Source organism: Pseudomonas amygdali (assembly GCF_002699855.1).
GTDB lineage: Bacteria > Pseudomonadota > Gammaproteobacteria > Pseudomonadales > Pseudomonadaceae > Aquipseudomonas > Aquipseudomonas amygdali.
The window spans coordinates 24591-41271 of record NZ_LKBW01000264.1; the positions used below are offsets into that span (position 1 = coordinate 24591).

General features: G+C 57.2%; 16 protein-coding genes and 3 pseudogenes. 6 read left to right on the top strand and 13 right to left on the bottom strand.

Going from position 1 to position 16681, the window contains the following annotated elements; translation table 11 throughout:
• Positions 1-10 precede the first annotated feature (10 nt).
• The 3 genes from AO277_RS16790 to AO277_RS16805 all read left to right on the top strand — a co-directional run bounded on the left by AO277_RS16790 (position 11) and on the right by AO277_RS16805 (position 2723).
• On the top strand, positions 11-907 hold the full coding sequence (locus AO277_RS16790; RefSeq protein ID WP_010217114.1) for an EamA family transporter: 897 nt from the start codon (positions 11-13) through the stop codon (positions 905-907).
• Positions 908-1093: 186 nt separating this feature from the next.
• Positions 1094-1819 carry an NAD-dependent epimerase/dehydratase family protein gene (locus tag AO277_RS16795; RefSeq protein ID WP_044318385.1) on the top strand — a complete coding sequence of 242 codons (726 nt, stop codon included), beginning with the start codon at positions 1094-1096 and terminating at the stop codon, positions 1817-1819.
• A gap of 97 nt (positions 1820-1916) precedes the next feature.
• The gene (locus AO277_RS16805) at positions 1917-2723 is read left to right on the top strand and encodes an isocitrate lyase/PEP mutase family protein (RefSeq protein WP_044318384.1); all 807 of its coding nucleotides are present in this window, start codon (positions 1917-1919) and stop codon (positions 2721-2723) included.
• 441 nt (positions 2724-3164) lie between these two features.
• On the opposite strand, the pseudogene AO277_RS16810 reads toward AO277_RS16805, so the two are convergent.
• A pseudogene (locus AO277_RS16810) lies at positions 3165-3497 on the bottom strand (IS66 family transposase); the annotation flags it as partial.
• Positions 3498-3597: 100 nt separating this feature from the next.
• Between AO277_RS16810 and AO277_RS16815 the strand changes: the two are divergent.
• Positions 3598-3690, top strand: a pseudogene (locus AO277_RS16815) (transposase domain-containing protein); the annotation flags it as partial.
• A gap of 504 nt (positions 3691-4194) precedes the next feature.
• On the opposite strand, the gene AO277_RS16820 reads toward AO277_RS16815, so the two are convergent.
• From AO277_RS16820 to AO277_RS16870, 12 genes and pseudogenes are all read right to left on the bottom strand, one after another.
• On the bottom strand, positions 4195-4497 hold the full coding sequence (locus tag AO277_RS16820) for a Dabb family protein (protein WP_044318382.1): 303 nt from the start codon (positions 4495-4497) through the stop codon (positions 4195-4197).
• 36 nt (positions 4498-4533) lie between these two features.
• Complete coding sequence (mmsB, locus tag AO277_RS16825) at positions 4534-5724, bottom strand: multiple monosaccharide ABC transporter permease (protein ID WP_044318381.1); 1191 nt, start codon at positions 5722-5724, stop codon at positions 4534-4536.
• Positions 5721-7256 carry a multiple monosaccharide ABC transporter ATP-binding protein gene (mmsA, locus tag AO277_RS16830; RefSeq protein ID WP_044318380.1) on the bottom strand — a complete coding sequence of 512 codons (1536 nt, stop codon included), beginning with the start codon at positions 7254-7256 and terminating at the stop codon, positions 5721-5723. Before mmsA ends, mmsB begins: the two co-directional genes overlap by 4 nt.
• Positions 7257-7309: 53 nt before the next feature.
• Positions 7310-8380 carry a substrate-binding domain-containing protein gene (locus AO277_RS16835; protein ID WP_044318379.1) on the bottom strand — a complete coding sequence of 357 codons (1071 nt, stop codon included), beginning with the start codon at positions 8378-8380 and terminating at the stop codon, positions 7310-7312.
• Between the two features lie 104 nt (positions 8381-8484).
• Positions 8485-9576: a Gfo/Idh/MocA family protein gene (locus AO277_RS16840; RefSeq protein WP_044318378.1), complete on the bottom strand. Its 1092-nt coding sequence runs from the start codon at positions 9574-9576 to the stop codon at positions 8485-8487.
• Between the two features lie 36 nt (positions 9577-9612).
• Entirely contained in the window at positions 9613-10608 is a 996-nt protein-coding gene (iolG, locus tag AO277_RS16845) for an inositol 2-dehydrogenase (RefSeq protein WP_031598260.1), read from the bottom strand.
• Positions 10609-10666: 58 nt separating this feature from the next.
• The gene (locus tag AO277_RS16850) at positions 10667-11539 is read right to left on the bottom strand and encodes a sugar phosphate isomerase/epimerase family protein (RefSeq protein ID WP_044318398.1); all 873 of its coding nucleotides are present in this window, start codon (positions 11537-11539) and stop codon (positions 10667-10669) included.
• A 44-nt stretch (positions 11540-11583) separates the two neighbouring features.
• Positions 11584-12480, bottom strand: coding sequence for an intradiol ring-cleavage dioxygenase (locus tag AO277_RS16855; RefSeq protein WP_044318377.1), 897 nt, complete (start codon positions 12478-12480; stop codon positions 11584-11586).
• A 63-nt stretch (positions 12481-12543) separates the two neighbouring features.
• Positions 12544-13977 carry a sugar porter family MFS transporter gene (locus tag AO277_RS16860; protein ID WP_044318397.1) on the bottom strand — a complete coding sequence of 478 codons (1434 nt, stop codon included), beginning with the start codon at positions 13975-13977 and terminating at the stop codon, positions 12544-12546.
• 175 nt (positions 13978-14152) lie between these two features.
• Positions 14153-14257 carry a carbohydrate porin gene (locus AO277_RS28800; RefSeq protein WP_223282955.1) on the bottom strand — a complete coding sequence of 35 codons (105 nt, stop codon included), beginning with the start codon at positions 14255-14257 and terminating at the stop codon, positions 14153-14155.
• A pseudogene (locus tag AO277_RS16865) lies at positions 14253-14495 on the bottom strand (transposase); the annotation flags it as partial. The pseudogene AO277_RS16865 and the gene AO277_RS28800, both read right to left, overlap by 5 nt.
• Before the next feature lie 11 nt (positions 14496-14506).
• On the bottom strand, positions 14507-15421 hold the full coding sequence (locus AO277_RS16870; protein WP_044318376.1) for a LysR family transcriptional regulator: 915 nt from the start codon (positions 15419-15421) through the stop codon (positions 14507-14509).
• 174 nt (positions 15422-15595) lie between these two features.
• On the opposite strand from AO277_RS16870, the gene AO277_RS16875 reads away from it, so the two are divergent.
• Positions 15596-16420, top strand: a complete 825-nt coding sequence (locus AO277_RS16875) for a dioxygenase (protein WP_044318375.1) — start codon at positions 15596-15598, stop codon at positions 16418-16420.
• Positions 16420-16681: ABC transporter substrate-binding protein (locus AO277_RS29230; RefSeq protein WP_257214237.1), on the top strand; the 262-nt coding region annotated here is incomplete at its 3' end. The genes AO277_RS16875 and AO277_RS29230, both read left to right, overlap by 1 nt.

Consider the following 16681-nt stretch of genomic DNA (forward strand, 5'->3'; position numbering starts at 1 on the left):
CAAATAATCCATGAAACCACTGCACGTAGTGTTGGCTGTATTGATAACGGCAATCTGGGGTGTGAATTTCTCGGTGATCAAACTGGGACTGGCCACCGTCGATCCGCTCATCCTGGCGGGTATACGCTTCAGTCTCTGTGCATTACCGGCGATTTTCTTCATCCGTAAACCCGACGTGCCGTGGCGCTACATCATCGGCTATGGCCTGGTGTTCGGCATTGGTCTGTGGGGCGTGGTCAACCTGGGTATCAAGGCAGGGCTGTCGGCGGGCATCGCGTCCTTTGTGCTGCAGTTCAGCGCGTTCTTCACCATCCTGCTCGGCGGTTGGGTGTTCAAGGAAGCGCTGACCCGCTTCCAGGTGCTGGGCATGTTGATCGCCCTCGCGGGGCTGTTGTGCATCATCAAGATCAGTGACGGTTCGGTGAGCCTCACCGGCGTGTTACTGGTGCTGATGGGCGCAGCGTCCTGGAGCGTTGCCAACATCATCAACAAGAAAGCCAGCACCAAGGATGTCTTCGGCTTTCTGGTCTGGTCCAGCGCGTTTGCACCGATTCCGCTGTTCGCCCTCGATTACGCGGTGAACGGCAGCGCCGGCTACACCGCGTTTGTCAGTCAGGTGAATACGACTGCCGTGTTGTCGATCCTGTTTCAGGTCTATCCCAACACGCTGTTCGCTTACTGGATATGGAACTCGCTGCTCAAAACCTATCCGGTTTCCACAGTGGCGCCGCTGTCTCTGCTGGTGCCTATCTTCGGCATGCTCGGCTCGGTATTCGTGTTCAACGAAAATGTGCCGGTGAGCAAAGTACTAGCGGTGGTGTTGATCGTACTCGGCCTAGCAGTCGGCCTCTACGGTCAGCGTATGTTCAATGCTATGTTCGCGCGTCGTGCACGCACTTCAATGTGAGCCCAAGGGGCAAGATTTAACAACTCGAACACGACAAGAAAGCGGTTCTGACACAGCACTCTTGGCATGGTCTGTTTTATGCTTTTTGGCCCCTGGGGGATTCAAGCGCAGCGGCTAAGATGCTTGAGCGAAGTCTTGGCCGCCGGCCTGCTTCCGTCCCAATGAAACCTCAAGGATATGAGTGCAATGTCGCGTAAAGTTTTCGTAGCCGGCGCATCCGGTGTAATCGGCAAAGCCCTGCTCAAGCTCTTGGTAGCTGCGGACTACAGCGTATATGGCGCTACCCGTCGCGCCGAAAAAGTGAAGGACATTGAGGCCACGGGTGCTACGGCAGTGGTGGTCGATGTCTATGACGCCGAGCGTTTAAACCAAGAGTTGGTGCGCATACAGCCATGGGCTGTTATTCATCAACTGACAGATCTGCCTCGTGGCCTGAGTCCCGAATTGATGGCAAAAGCGGTCGAGAACAACGCGCGTATCCGTACAGAAGGAACGCGTAATCTGGTAGCCGCCGCTCGGGCTGCTGGCGCTACGCGTCTGATAGCTCAAAGCATCGCCTGGGCCTACCGTCCAGGCGAAACCCCTTATCTGGAAACCTGTCCTCTGGACGTGGAGGCACAAGGCAGTCGCGGCGTCAGCGTGGGTGGTGTGGCGGCCTTGGAACAGCAAGTGCTGAGCGAGCCTGCATTGAACGGAACCATCTTGCGCTATGGCCAGTTATACGGGCCCGACACTGGCACTGACGAGCCGACCGGCACCAGCCCTGTACACGTACAAGCCGCTGCCCGCGCAGCACTGCTGGCGTTGCAAACAGAGCAAAGTGGTGTTTTCAATATCACCCAGGACAGCCCGACCGTCAGCAACGAAAAAGCCAAGCGCGTACTGGGGTGGTCGCCTACCGAAGAGGCTTGACGCGCCAACGCAGCTATTCCGTACGAAGGCAGGCTTTCTATCTCCAGTTGCTTGCCTGCCAAGGTCAACAGATGGCAACTTTCAGACAGGAAGTGTTATGAAACCACTGGACAATGTTTTTCATGAGTTGCACAAGAATGGCCTTTTGATCCTGGCCAATGTCAGCGATGCAGGCGGCGCAAGAGTCGTAGAGTCATTGGGTGCCACCGCGATCGCCACCAGCAGTGCGGGCATGGCATGGGCGCATGGTTACGCCGATGGCAACCAGCTCCCCCTTACGCGGCTGGCGGCCAGCGTTGAATCCATGACGCGAATACTGCACGTCCCCCTGACCGTAGACATTGAGGCCGGTTACTCCGACGACCTCCAGCACGTTGTCAGGGTTGTCGAAGCAGTTGTCACTTCAGGTGCGGTGGGTATCAACATCGAAGACGGTACCGCACCACCGGAGGTACTTGTGCGCAAAATCGAAGTTGCCCGAGAAGTCGCCAACAAACACGGCGTTAACCTATTCATCAATGCACGCAGTGACGTCTACCTGAAAAGCCTGGTGCCCGCCTCCCAGCGTCTCGATGAAATCATCCGGCGTGCAGCGCTTTATGCACAAGCAGGAGCCAACGGCCTTTTCGCCGCAGGTATAGTCACGCCCGCCGAGATTTCCACACTGTGCAACGCCTCCACACTACCGGTGAACCTACTTGCCCGCGACGGGCTGTCGGCACCCGAAGAATTGCAGCTCCTAGGCGTTAGACGCTTGAGCGCCGGTTCAAGTATTGCGGAGTTCCTGTACGGCGCGATGGAAGGGCTGGCCCGCTCTTTCATCGAGCGCGGACAGCTGGATACGCAGGCGCTCACGGGTTTTACGTATGGGAAGTTGAATGGCTTGATGGCGGAGCGTGGATAAAGCGACAGGCACATGGGCAGATTGAGCGAAAAGTGCTCAGGAGCATGGGGCCATGACGTCTTCAGCGACATCCCTACTTAGGTAACGCGGCGCGGTGATAGGCCATTTAATGAACATCACCGCGGATGCAGAACACTCCGGACCGGTGCTTTTCAGGGACCTAAGCCAGCGATGTTCGTGGCTTAAGGGAAACACGTGGGGGAAAAGCGGCGGCGTGCGAAAGTTTTAATTCACAAAAACACTGATTTTAGAGAATTAAAACTTTCGCGGGAGCGTCACGGTTTTCGCGGCCTGCAGCCACGTTGAGAGGAATCGCAAAACTGTCGCGACCACCTAAAATGCCGATCCGGACGGATACGATAGAGAATTAAAACTGTCTCAGCCAGTAACGACGCGGCTTTCACGTAGTTTTGTCAGCAACGGTGGCTAGTTAGTCGCCGCCAGATCGCGCTGGGCGCTCATCCAGGCTTGCAGCATGTCCATGATCGAGACGGCTTTTTCTTGCCGTATTCGGCGCCGTAAATCCAGTTCCAGGTCGCGGACTTCGCTCTCGATTTCGTACAACAACTGGATGTAACGCAGTGCTTGCTCAGCAAGCTTGCTTTTATTCGTAGCGTGTAGTTCGAAGAACTTGCGCCGCGCATGAGCCACGCAGCCAATCTCGGTCACGCCTAGTTCGAAGCTGGCTTTGTAATCGCCAAAATCATCGCAGACCAGCTTGCCCGGCCAGTCATTCAGGAAGTTGCGAGCGTGCTCTCCGGCGCGGCTAGGGGTGCCTTTGCAGAAGCTTGAGCCGTGTGCTGGAAAACTCCCATGCAAGGTTCTTAGGGGTTGGACACGAGCAACTGCGTCTGACTACCCTACAACCAGATGCGGCCATGACCCGTATGCGTATATGAAAGATGTTCTCACGCGCCTGCCGACGCATCGGGCGAGTGAGATTGGTCAGTTACTGCCGCATAACTGAAAACCGGTTTAATTACGCGAGAAGGGATGCCCGGACGGATACCTTTGACGGGCTTTTTCCAAGGAAGGCTGATGCGGTTGCATTCGGTGAGGCCAAGCTTGCAGCGCTTGCCGGAAACCTGAAGAGACGTCAGGAAGGACTGCTAAGGCAACTACTGGAGTTGCAGAAATACGAATGAGATTTACTTGGATAAAGCGTCTACAAGAGTAGGTAGCGGGTCTCTCCAGAATCGGAGGTGCATTTATGCCGACCCGTTGCCCGTGGACTCGCCAGCTATTCGTGGCACACGCAACCAGGCGGTAGCGGCACGAACAACACATGCCTTGAGCAACAGTCACCCATTCACTGTGCCTAGAAAGCTCTTGGGATATATTACCGGCTAACACGTGCGCTACGCACCCGCATATCCTCGATGCACGGTTCGCCGCGGCAGTCAAAGGCATTCCAAATGCGTTCCGGCCCAATGGCGTAGACCTCACCGCTCAGTAAGGTCGCTCAACTGCCTCATGGCACCACATAATCCACTTGGTGACGCGCCACCCGCAGCGCTCCCAGCTCTTGCTTCACCCGCAAGTGCTCCGGGTGTACAGCGTAATTGGCCAATGCCTGTTCGGACTCGAACTCGGTGTAGAGCACGACATCACAGGCGTAATCAATACGGCTAATGTCCACCCCCACCTCGATTTTAATCAGGCCTGGAATCCGGCCTGCGAGGCCCTCGAAACAAGCATTGAGAAACATGCAGGCCTTACGATTTGCTTGCGGGGTTTCTCCCGCCAGATTCCACATTACGATGTGCTTGATCATTGAGGCCTCCTTGCGGTGCTGTCCAGGCTTGGCATATCAACCCTTGTTTTTTTGATAGACGTCGACGAAAACCGCTGCGAGCAACACGGCGCCCTTAATCATTTGCTGGTAGTCGATGCCGATGCCCATGATCGACATACCGTTGTTGAGCACGCCCATGATGAAGGCGCCGATCACTACACCGACCACCTTGCCTACACCGCCCGACGCCGATGCACCGCCGATGAACACGGCAGCGATTACGTCCAGTTCAAAACCGGTGCCCCCCCGGGGGGGCGCGCTGTTGAGGCGTGCGACGAAGATCAGTCCGGCCACGGCAGCCAGCACGCCCATGTTGACGAAGGCAAAGAAGGTCACCTGCGAGGCATTGATGCCCGAGAGTTTGGAGGCCTTCAGGTTGCCGCCCACCGCGTAGACCCAGCGCCCGATGACAGTACGGTTCATTACAAAGGTGTAGACGCCAATCAGCACGCTCATGATCACCATAACCGTCGGAATGCCGCGGTAGGTCGACAGTAGGTAGCAGAAGTACAGAATGAGAGCAGTCACTACACCATTCTTGAGCACAAACACAGCCAACGGCGCGACCACGCTACCGCTACGTACCGTGCGTCGGCGGCTACGGTATTCAACGACGCAGAACAGTGCGGCCACCGCCGCGCCCAGCAGCAGCGATGTCAGGCGCAAACTGTCATTGGCTAGTAGCTCTGGAATAAAGCCCGAGCTCAGCGCGGTAAAGCTCGGTGGAAACGGCCCAATGGATTGCCCTTGAGAAATAGCGATGGTGGCTCCACGGAAAATTAGCATTCCGGCCAACGTCACGATAAAAGACGGCATACGCCAAACGGCCACCCAGTAGCCTTGGGCAGCCCCGATCAGGCCACCGGCAATCAGACAGATGACGGTCACGCTGAAGAAATCCATGTTGTACTGCACCATCAGTACCGCAGCAATGGAGCCGATCACGCCCACCACCGAGCCGACCGATAGGTCGATGTGTCCGCACACAATCACCATCAGCATGCCGAGCGCCATAACCACGATGTAGCTGTTTTGCAACAGTAGGTTGGTCAGGTTTAACGGCTGCATCAAGGCGCCGTCGGTAGCCACCTGGAAGAAGATCATGATGACGATCAAAGACGCCAGCAGTCCGTACTCACGGGCGCCGCGTTTGAAAGAGGCCATCGCCGCAGGTTGGGATGAGTGAGGCAAACTGACTTCGCTCACTGGATCACCTCGTTTTTCATGATTGCTTGCATTATTTTTTCCTGGGACGCCTCGGCAATCGTAAACTCGCCCACGAAACGGCCTTCATTCAACACATAGATGCGGTCGCAGGTGCCGAGCAGTTCTGCCATTTCTGAAGAAATCATGACAACGCACCTGCCCTCGCTGACCACTTGATTGACCACGGCATAGATTTCATATTTGGCGCCTACATCTATACCCCGGGTGGGCTCATCGAGAATCAGCACTTTGGGGTCGGAGAACAACCATTTGCCTAAGACGACCTTCTGTTGGTTCCCGCCCGAGAGCGTCTCCACGGATTGTTCAACGTTGGGACTGCGAATGTGCAGGCGCGAACGAAAGTCCTGGGCCACGGCGGTTTCGGCCAGACCATTCATCACCCAACGTTTGGAGACAGCCGCCAAGTTCGCCATGCTGGTATTGCGGGTAATGCTGTCACCCAACACCAAGCCGGCGTCCTTGCGGTCTTCGGTGGCGTAGGCCAGCCCAAGGTCAATGGCCTTGCGCACGGTGCGCACATCGACTTCCCTGCCTTCCAAACGCGCCGTGCCGCGAAAGTGAGTACCGTAGGAGCGGCCGAACACGCTCATGGCCAGTTCGGTACGGCCGGCCCCCATGAGCCCGGCAATGCCGACGACCTCGCCACGCCGTACATGGAAACGAACATCGCGGATACGATCACGGCCGGGCTGGTCGGGGTCCCCGACCGACCAGCCTTCGACCTCGAACAACACCTCGCCGATATTTGGCACTCGTGTGGGATAGCGGTCCGACAACTCCCGCCCGACCATGGAGCGGATCACCCGTGTTTCGTCGATGGGTTCGGCACGGCAGTCGATGACATCCACCGTCCTGCCGTCGCGAATCACCGTGATTTCGTCCGCTACCCGTCCGATCTCGTTGAGTTTGTGCGAAATAATGATGGAGGTGATGCCGCGTCCCTTGAGCTCCAGCATCAGTGCCAGCAGGGTGTCGCTGTCCTGTTCATTCAGGCTGGCTGTGGGCTCGTCAAGAATCAGCAGGCGCACATCTTTGGCCAGCGCCTTGGCGATCTCGACCATTTGTTGCTGGCCGATACTCAGGCTAGCCACAAGCGTCTGGGACGGCACTTTCAGCCCCACGCGGTTGAGCAGTTCGCGGGCGCGCCGATGCGCCCTGTCCCAGTCGATCACGCCGCGGGTGGCTATCTCGTTGCCCAGAAAAAGGTTTTCGGTCACCGACAACATTGGCACCAGGGCCAGCTCTTGGTGAATGATGCAAATGCCCAGGGCCTCGCTGTCGCGCAGATTGTAGAAGGTGCGCGCCTGACCGTCGAAGAGCACCTCACCCTCGAAGCTGCCGTGCGGATACACGCCGCTGAGAATTTTCATCAAGGTTGACTTGCCTGCGCCGTTTTCGCCACAGATGGCATGGATGTCGCCTTCATCCACCTTGAGGCTCACGCAGGTCAGCGCTTTGACCTCACCGAAACTCTTCTGGATGTTGCGCATGTCGAGAATTGTTTTAGTCATGATCGTTCTCCCGCCCGACCACGGTCGTCAGCGACCGTGCTCTGTACACTTAACTAGCGCAACTGTTCCAGGGTGTAGAAGTGAGCGTCGTCGACAAGAATTTTTTGCCAGTTGCTGCGATCCACCAGCTGAGGGGTGAGCAATTGGGTGGGCACGATCATTGAGCCGTTGTTGTAGGACTTGGAGTCATTGACCGTTACTGCCTTGCCCGTTAGCTCGGCGTCGACCATCTGTGCCGCCGTACACGCCAGCGCACGGGTGTCTTTGAAGATAGTCGAGGACTGATTGCCCGCGATGATCGACTTGACGCTGGACACTTCAGCGTCCTGGCCTGTCACAATCGGCATGGCCGAGGTGCCGCTGCCATAGCCCACACTGAGCAGCGAGGAAACCACGCCATTGGCGATCTGGTCATTCATCGCCAGCACCGCATCCAGGTGCGCGTTGCCATAGAAGGCGCTCAACAGGTTGTCCATTCGCGACTGAGCCAAGGCACCATCCCAGTTGGGTGTGGCGGTCTTGTCCATGTCAATCTGACCACTGCGAACCACCAGTTTGCCACTGTCGATAAAGGGCTTGAGCTGCGACATCACCCCGGCGTACACCACGTGCGCGTTATTGTCGTCGGTGGAGCCCGCGAAAATTTCCAGATTGAACGGGCCTTTACCCTGCTTGAGCGTCAGCGAGTCGACAATAGACTGCCCCTGCAGCACGCCCGTGCGGTAGTTATCGAAAGTGACGTAGTAATCAAAGTCCTTGGAGTTACGGATCAGGCGATCATAGGAAATGACCTTGATACCTTTATCTCTGGCCTGTTTGAGCACGTCAGCCATGGTCGTGCCGTCGATCGGCGCAATGATCAGCGCTTTCACGCCCTTGACCATCATGTTTTCGATTTGCGAGAGCTGAGTCGGTGCTTCGTACTGGGCGTACTGAAGGTCGGTATCGTAACCGAGTTTTTTTAGAGAGTCAACGATACTGCTACCGTCCGAAACCCACCGTGCCTCGGTCTTAGAGGGCAGCGCGATACCTATGGTGCCTTTGGTATTGGCGTCTTGTTTGGAGCAAGCCGCCACGGCCAGCCCTAATGCCACGGTTGCGATCAGCTTGATGATTTTGTGCATGATGTCCCCGGTTTTTTGTTGTTGTCATTTCTCGGGGCCGCAACATCCCGACCAATCCTTGCTAGGGTCAGAGAGAAGTTGATACCCGTCAGGACTGCAGGTGGTTACCAGGCCAAGCGAACTTCCTGGCCGTTGGCATCAGCGGACTCGAACAGTGCTTCGAGGATCACGTTGATGTTGTGCGCTTGGGTAGCCGGTACATTCGACGGCTCGCCAGTGCGCAGCGCTTTGACGAACGCGGCCGCCTCCCGGTCGAAGTATACCGGGTTGCCAATCTCCGCGACTTCTGGCGAGTAGACGGTCTTGCGCACCGCCCAGATCTCCGGGAAGCTGTTCTCGCTCCAGTGCGTCCAGCCCTGGGGATGACCGTTCTTGCCATCGTGATAAAGCTTGTACGAAGCCGGCATCGGCGTGGAGTGCAGAGTGCCGTTGGTACCATAGGCAGTGATGTCCCAGCTCTCGGTCCAGGGCGTCGGGTCCCACGACATAAAGTCGATGGTGACTAGTTTGTCGTCATAGTTGAGCACCGCGCCGACCGCATCCTCGCGCGCCGAATCGCTCATCTGTCCGGCAAATTTGGTGATACGTGCATTCACCGAGTTGGGCTTGCCGAAGTGCAGGAGAATCCTGTCGATAGTGTGGCAACCAATCACGTAGAACGCCCCGCCGCGATCACCGGGCTGTTTCATATGGTTGCTGTCGGCCTCGTCGTGGGAGCAGCCGGCATGGGCACGCACCTGTAACACTTTGCCGATCTCACCGTTCTGCAACACCTGCTGCATTTTTTCCACTGACGGTGCGTACCGCCAGCAGTAACCCACCTGGAACAGGCCGCCAGTGCTTTGCACCGCGTCCACGATTCGCTGGGTGTCGTGGCTGCCACGCCCGGCCGGTTTCTCACACAGCACCGCCTTGCCGGCCTTGAGCGCCTCGATGGCCCAGTCGGCCATCAGATAGCTCTTGGGGTGTACTAGCACCACGTGCACATTGGGGTCGGCCAGAATCTCTTCCTTGCTCCGGGCCTCCAAGCCCAGCGCATCACAGAAAGGCGCCAGCAAAGGGCTTTCATCGTAGGCCCCAAGAAAATGTGCATCGGTAATACGCTGGAAGGCTTTGACTCTTCCAGATGTATGTGGATGGGTGATGCCAAGGCAGGCGACGCCGATTTTAGTACCACTTTCAAGTTTGTAGGACATGATGCTCTCCTGATGTTCTGTCGAGGGTGGAGCCGATTACAGCCGTACCGCGCGACCGGTCTTGACCGACTCAACCGCCGCGTCGGCCAGGCGTAGAGCCTGAAGGCCGTCCTGCACCGTGGTTGGCATGGGCTTGCCATGGGCCAAGGCATCGATGTAGGCATCGAGTTCGGCTTTGTAGGCCTGCTGATAACGCTCCAGGAAAAAGTTGAGCAACGGCTCTCGGGCGTCCGTGACGTCTTCGCTCCAGCGACGAATGGTGGTGGGGCGCAGGTTATCCATTTGCAGCATGCCCTTGGAGCCGAACACCTCGATGCGCTGGTCATAGCCATACACACAGTGGCGGCTGTTGTTGATGTGGCACTGCTTTCCTGACGCGGTCTGCATCTGCACCATGGCGGTGTCGTAGTCGTCATGGCGCTGCATCAGCGGTGCGTCGATGAGGCGACTACCGACAGCCGACAGCTCGACCAGCTCTTCGCCCAACAGCCAGCGACCGATGTCCAGATCATGGATGGTCATGTCGCGAAAGATGCCGCCTGAGCTCATAATGTAGTCTTCGGGAGCCAGGCCCGGGTCACGGCTGCTGATGATGACCTGGCGCACCTCGCCAATGTCGCCAGCGTCGATGGCAGCGCGCATTTGGGCAAAGGTGTTTTCGAAACGGCGGTTGAACGCCAGCATCACTCGGCCATTGAGGCGCTCGACTTCCTCGACCGCCGCAACGCTCTTGGCCATGTCCAGATCGATGGGTTTCTCACACAGCACTGCCTTGCCTTGGCGCACGGCGCGCAGCATCAGGTTGATATGCGTGTGGGTCGGGGTGCCAATAACAATGGCGGCCACGTCGGGGCGGTCGATGGCCGCCTCGCAGTCGGTCATGGCTTCGGCCCCTAACTCCCCCGCCAAGCGCGCTGCGGCATCGGCAAAAGGGTCCGCGACTGCGACCAAGGTGGCAAACTTGCTCAAGGCCACGTTGGCCGCGTGGATTTTACCAATACGCCCCGCGCCAAGCACTGCGATACCTACCATGTCCAATTCTCCAGCATGCAATTATTAGTTGTTGTAATCAGCCAAGAGGGGATGCAAGTTACGAAGGAAACTTAATGCGTTCAAACTGCGACATGGTAGTGTCGAAGGCACGTTGTGCCGCCAACGCCAATGGCAACTTGCGGCATTCGGCGCTGATCAACTCCACGCCCCAGGGCCCGCGATAACCGACGTTAACGATTTGCTGAATAAACTCGGGCACGTCTAACTGGCCGTCGCCGCAAAACTTGCGATGATGCGTGGAATCATTGAACAACGACTCGACGATGGCATGGTTGGCGTCGTCCAACTCGATGGACTTGACTAACTCCACCGGCAACTTGGCAATTTCGTCGAAGCTCATGCCGCCACGCGCCACATGCCAAGTGTCAACCAGCAGGCCGCCATTGGTGCGAACGCCTTCGGTAACGGCAATCGCCCGGTCAATGGTGTTAACGCTGGAAAAAGGCAGAAACTCAATGGCCACATTGACGCCGTAGGGCTGGGCGCGGTCGCACAGCGTTGCGAAGCTGTCACGCATCAGAGCGATGTCGGGGGGACCCTCTTCAAACAAGCCGCCAGCTACTTTCATATTGTGGGCGCCCAGCTCACCAGCGATCTCCAGCAACTCGTCACGCACATGGTTGGAGGCGGCGCGGGGCGCGCCCTGCAAGTGCCAATCGGTCAGAAACTCGACTTCCAGGAACTTGATGCCATTGTCTTTAAACAAGCTGCGCATGGTCGCCAAGCCCAGCTTCGCGACGTTGTGCAGCAGGTCCGCGTGCACAAACCCCATGCCGCGCCAGCCTGCGTTAGCGGCCGCTTCGACACGAGCCTGCAGCGAAAACGGGCTGATTTCGCTGGGGGCACCTGGGTAGGTGTTGCCCGCTAGGGTCCAATAAGCAGCCAGCAGTTCTACATTATTATTAGGCATGACGATCACTTATAAGTCAGGTTAAATAAGCGGGTAATCGAACATTAGGCAGACGTCAGCACAAAGTCCCAGTCAACGGCAAAAAAAGGTACTGGCAGGTCATAGCGCCGGGCCTTGGCGGCATCGGTCTCGGCGGTAAACTGCGCGATCAGCTCTTTCTTTACCCCGAACACAGTATCTTCGTGCAGGTACGGGCAGTCAGGGGTGAAGATGTGAGTGATCACCTGGTCATAGCCGGGCGCCGTAACGATAAAGTGCAGGTGCGCCGCCCTATTGGGATGGCGCCCCAAACTGCCAAGCAATTTGCCGACCGGGCCGTCGGCCGGAATCGGATAGTGCCGGGGCTTGACCGTGCGAAAAGCGTAGAATCCGTTGGCGTCGCTGGTGAACAAGCCGCGTAGGTTGTAGTCAGGTTGTACGCCTTTCTGCTGGACGTCGTAGAAGCCATCATCGTTGGTTTGCCAGATGTCCAAGGTCGCACCGGCAATCGGATTGCCTGCGGTATCCATCACCCGACCACTGACCAATGTAGGCTCACCTTTGCCGTCCTTGCAGATGTTGGCGCCGTTCTCGTAGTGCGGCGCATTGGCAACATAGAACGGGCCCAAGATGGTGTTGGGCGTGGCGCCCTTAGGCCGACGGTGATTGATGGCATCGACCAGCATGGTCGCGCCCAATACGTCAGACAACAGGATGTATTCCTGGCGCCAGTCGGTGCACATCTGGCCGGTCCTGGTTAAAAATTCGATGGCTGCAAACCACTCATCATGGGAGGGCTCGATTTCCTTAATGGCCTCATGCAGGTGCCGCGTCAGTACCGACATTACTTCCTTGAGCCTCGGGCTGGCGTGCTCGGTGATACGGGCATTGACGATCTCGGCCGAGCGCTCTTCTTCGAACAGGCCGCCAATCGGCGTTTCAGGATCCAGATGTGCTGTCATCCCATATACTCCTTGTTATTTATACTTGCAGGCCGGCGCGTCGGCATGGCCCATCGGTGTCTCTCAGTACGCACGGGCCGGAACCTGCTTTCGGTGGCTACCGCCCAAGCGTTGCTCCATCATTTCCTCGATCTGTTCCAAGCTCAGCCCCTTGGTTTCAGGCAACCACAAGGTGCAGAACACAATGGAGCCGATGTTGATCACGGCGAACAAGAAGAAGGTCATGCCGCCCATCACACCGAGCAAAATCGGGAAAAGCAGCGCGACGATGGCGTTGAAAATCCAGAAAATACCTACGGCAATCCCATTCATCAGGCCGCGGGCATGGGTGGGGAACAGCTCGGACATCAGCAGCCAGTACACCGGTCCGATGCACATCTGCATAAATAACAGGAACACCAACACACCCGACAACGCTAGGTAGCTCTGCATCAGTGAGTGCGGCATGAAGTTGAGCACAACACCTAGAAACACTTGCGCGCACACCACTACTGTCAGGCCCAGTAGGAGCATGGTGCGGCGCCCCATGCGATTGATGATCCACATCCCGATCAAGGTGGCGATCACCGCCACCACACCGTTGCCGATGGTAGCGATCAGGGCGGCATTGGTGCCCATGCCGGTTTCCTTGAGAATCATCGGCGTGTAGTACATGAACGCGTTGACCCCGGTAAACTGAATGACAAAACCCAGGCCGATACCCATGACCAACAGCTTGAGCATCCAAGGCTCCTTAAGCTTGCTCCAGACACCGGAGTGCTTTTTTTCGAGCTTGTGCTGGGCGATGATTTCTTTCATCTCGCGGTCGACCTCGCGCTGCGTGTCGCGGATGCCGCTCAGCGTCGCCTTGGCGTCGTCAATACGGCCCTTGCTGACCAGCCAGCGAGGCGAGACCGGGACGAAGTACATGCCCACGTACAGCAGCAGCGCGGGGATCAGGGCAATGGCCAGCATGTAACGCCAGATGATTGGACTGTCAAACAGATGCGCCAAAACCGCACTGGCAACGTACGCAAGGCACTGCCCGGACACGATCATCAGCTCGCTGTGGCACACAAGCCGTCCGCGATGCTCGGGCGCTGCCAGTTCGGCGATCAACACCGGTACGGTCGACGAGGCACCGCCCACGGCGATGCCAAGAATGAAACGAGTGATGAGCATAGTGGTGAGATCAGGAGAACAAGCGGTACCCAAAGCGCCAATAGCGAATAGCAGCGCCAGCGCTTTGAGCACACTGAGGCGGCCGTAGCGATCAGACAGTTGCCCCGCAAACAAGGCCCCAAACGCCCCACCGAAAATCAGCGCTGAGGCCACCAGACCTTCGGACATGGGGGTCAGGCCCAGGCCACCCCGAGCCGGCTCTAGGGTCATGAACGGCAAGGCGCCGGAAATGACACCAGTGTCGTAGCCGAAGCCTAGGGAGCCCATGGTGGTGATAGCAGCAATTCGCCAGAGAATTCGCGATGAAGCATTACCTGTGGCCGGGGAGTCAGACATGAGGTCAACCTTATTGAAATTATTGGTACGCTCAGTGGGAGTGAGACTACTGGCATCGAATCGGAAAAAGAATGCCTGAATGGCAAATGTGTTTTCCGCCTGCTGGAAAACTTCCGACTTCAGCGCCGCCGTATTACGGCAAATGGCAAGCCCTTCACCGCGCAACCGCCCGAGCCTAGAACGTGGCCTGAACCTTCAAGCCGGCAATTACGGCTGTATCGATGTCACGCACACCGCCGGTTTTTTCAACCAATTGCAGGTTGGGCGCGCGGTCAGCCAATTGCGGCTCGGGTTGCACGCACCGCCGTGGAGCCAATCATCCAGGTGTCCAGGTCGATCAGTCCTTCCTGGATGAGTCGAATGTGCAAGCGTTCCAGTATCCGGTCGAATGTGCCGTTATCGCGCCAGTCACGAAAACGCTGATACACCGTCGACCAAGGCCCAAAGCGTTCCGGCAGATCACGCCAGGCAGCACCCGAGCACAAAATCCAAAGGATTCCGTGGAGTACCAGACGATCCTGAATCTGCCTCAACGCGTCCAGTGATCTTCATATTGATGTTCGTTGAAGTCCGCTAACAAAAAGTCAATAAATACCCGAAGTTTAGTGGGCATGTAACGTCGACTTTGAAACGCCATGTTAATTGTCAGGCGCGGCAAGTCCCAATCGTCAATTACCGGAATAAGCCGCCCGGCCACAAGATCGGCGTTAATAATGTACTTGGGTTGCACAAGAATACCGCCGCCCGCCAATGCGGCCGCACGTACAATTTGCCCATCGTTAGTTTCCAGAATTGGTTCGACTTTGTACGCCACCTCGTTCTCACCTTGGGTGAAGCGCATTACCCGCGGCTTGTTGGCGTGACTGTAGATAAGCAGGTCGTGCTCGGCGAGGTCGGCGACGGTGCGCGGGATGCCCTTGCGCTTGAGATAGCCTGGCGAAGCGGCCAGCACCCGGCGTGTCTCAGCTAAGCGGCGAATAGTGATATTGGAGTCGGGTTCGTACTCTTTGGTACGAATGGCCAGGTCGACCTCACTGTCGATGATATCGAAGTAGCGATTCTCGCCCAGCACCTTGATGTTGATGTGGGGATACAGCTTGCGAAATGCCGGGATCAGGGGGGCTATGTGTAACATGCAAAACGAAATCGACGAGGTGATAGTCAGTGTACCTACAGGCTGCACCAGCGATTCACTGAGCGACGCCTCCGCCTCCTTGAGCTCACCGAGCAGACTTTTGCAACTGGTGTAGAACTGATGCCCGGAGTGAGTGAGTGCCAGGCGCCGGGTGTTACGTTCGATCAAACGCACATTGAGCCGTTGCTCCAGCGCCACCAAATGGCGACTGGCAGCTGCATTGGACAGACCCAATATTTCCGCCGCTTTGCTCAATGTTCCGACTTCGGCTGTGAGAATAAACAGCTCCAACTCGGTCAAGCGATCCATGGGTTGCTCCGTTTTTTTTATTTTTTCATAGGTGAAATAAAGAATTCCATATCCAGACTTTTTTTGCACTCTTCGGAACTATAACGTGCGGCGCTATATGCTGAAAATAGCCGGTGCCTGATCGATCACCTGCTCAACAACACCTGCACAGGCAGCAGAAGCTCGGGAGCCACGGTGCGCAATCTGGATGAAACCACTATTACCCAGGCGGTACTGGCAACCCGTCGCAGTGCTTCGGACGCCCGGCTCAGCGAGGTGATGACCTGCCTGGTACAGCACCTGCACGGATTTGCTCGGGACATCAAGCTGACCGAGCAGGAGTGGCAACGCGGGATCGACTTTCTTGAGCAAGTGGGCCAGGCCGGTTCGCCGAATCATCGCGAGTATGCCCTGCTGTCCCACATACTCGGCCTGCCGGCCATGGTGCTCGCTCAAAATCGCAAACGTTCGCCAGTCTGCACCGAGCCTGCAGTGTCCGAAGAACGATCAGACGGCCAAGCGCATGTCCATGACCTGGGAGTCGATCTGCACGTTGCCTACACAGGCGCCAATGGCTGGGTGCAAGGCACGGTGCGCGACACGAAGGCCATGGTCATCCCCTACGCCACCTTGCAGGTGTTGCCTTCCCGCACCCATTGCACGCGTCCCGCCTTGCTGCAGGCCGATGCGAACGGGCAGTTTTGCTTTTGCACGGTGCTTCCGCAAAGCCATCAGGTAGCACAACAGGGGCCGGTCAATATTTTGCTCACTGCATTGGATCGACCGGCCTGGCGCCCGGCGTATCTGGAATTCGTGATCAATGCAACGGGCTTTAGAGAGCTGACCACCCTGATATTTTGCGAAGGCGATCCGCACCTAGCTACCGACGCGCTGTTCGGCGTGCGCGCATCGCTGATAGCTCAATGGCAGCTGCAGCCGCCGGGGTGCTTGCCCGACGGCATGCTTGGCGCAGAGCCGTTTCACATCCTGAACTTCGATTTTGTACTGGCCCCCGCCTGATGGTCGTGCACGAGGAAACCATGATCCAGCAAGCATCTACCTTGGCGCACATCCGCTCCCTGCAGGCTCAGCGATACGCCGCGATGCAGCAGGCCGACCAAGACGCATTCGCCCGTCCGTGCGCACTTGTGTACGTACATTCCAACTGCGTGCAGGACGCCTTGGCGCGCTATCTGGCTGGAAAAAATGGGAGTATCAGTTTTTTTGTGTTCGGGCTGGTTAGGGCCTGCCGTCAGGCAGGCCCTTGTTTTACCAGCTCGG

What these genes read in the sequence shown, in the direction of transcription:
- AO277_RS16790 (WP_010217114.1), top strand. Translation starts at nt 11, where the DNA reads ATGAAACCACTGCACGTAGTGTTGGCTGTATTGATAACGGCAATCTGG.
- AO277_RS16795 (WP_044318385.1), top strand. Translation starts at nt 1,094, where the DNA reads ATGTCGCGTAAAGTTTTCGTAGCCGGCGCATCCGGTGTAATCGGCAAA.
- AO277_RS16805 (WP_044318384.1), top strand. Translation starts at nt 1,917, where the DNA reads ATGAAACCACTGGACAATGTTTTTCATGAGTTGCACAAGAATGGCCTT.
- AO277_RS16820 (WP_044318382.1), bottom strand. Translation starts at nt 4,497, where the DNA reads ATGATCAAGCACATCGTAATGTGGAATCTGGCGGGAGAAACCCCGCAA.
- mmsA (WP_044318380.1), bottom strand. Translation starts at nt 7,256, where the DNA reads ATGACTAAAACAATTCTCGACATGCGCAACATCCAGAAGAGTTTCGGT.
- AO277_RS16835 (WP_044318379.1), bottom strand. Translation starts at nt 8,380, where the DNA reads ATGCACAAAATCATCAAGCTGATCGCAACCGTGGCATTAGGGCTGGCC.
- AO277_RS16840 (WP_044318378.1), bottom strand. Translation starts at nt 9,576, where the DNA reads ATGTCCTACAAACTTGAAAGTGGTACTAAAATCGGCGTCGCCTGCCTT.
- iolG (WP_031598260.1), bottom strand. Translation starts at nt 10,608, where the DNA reads ATGGTAGGTATCGCAGTGCTTGGCGCGGGGCGTATTGGTAAAATCCAC.
- AO277_RS16850 (WP_044318398.1), bottom strand. Translation starts at nt 11,539, where the DNA reads ATGCCTAATAATAATGTAGAACTGCTGGCTGCTTATTGGACCCTAGCG.
- AO277_RS16855 (WP_044318377.1), bottom strand. Translation starts at nt 12,480, where the DNA reads ATGACAGCACATCTGGATCCTGAAACGCCGATTGGCGGCCTGTTCGAA.
- AO277_RS16860 (WP_044318397.1), bottom strand. Translation starts at nt 13,977, where the DNA reads ATGTCTGACTCCCCGGCCACAGGTAATGCTTCATCGCGAATTCTCTGG.
- AO277_RS16870 (WP_044318376.1), bottom strand. Translation starts at nt 15,421, where the DNA reads ATGGATCGCTTGACCGAGTTGGAGCTGTTTATTCTCACAGCCGAAGTC.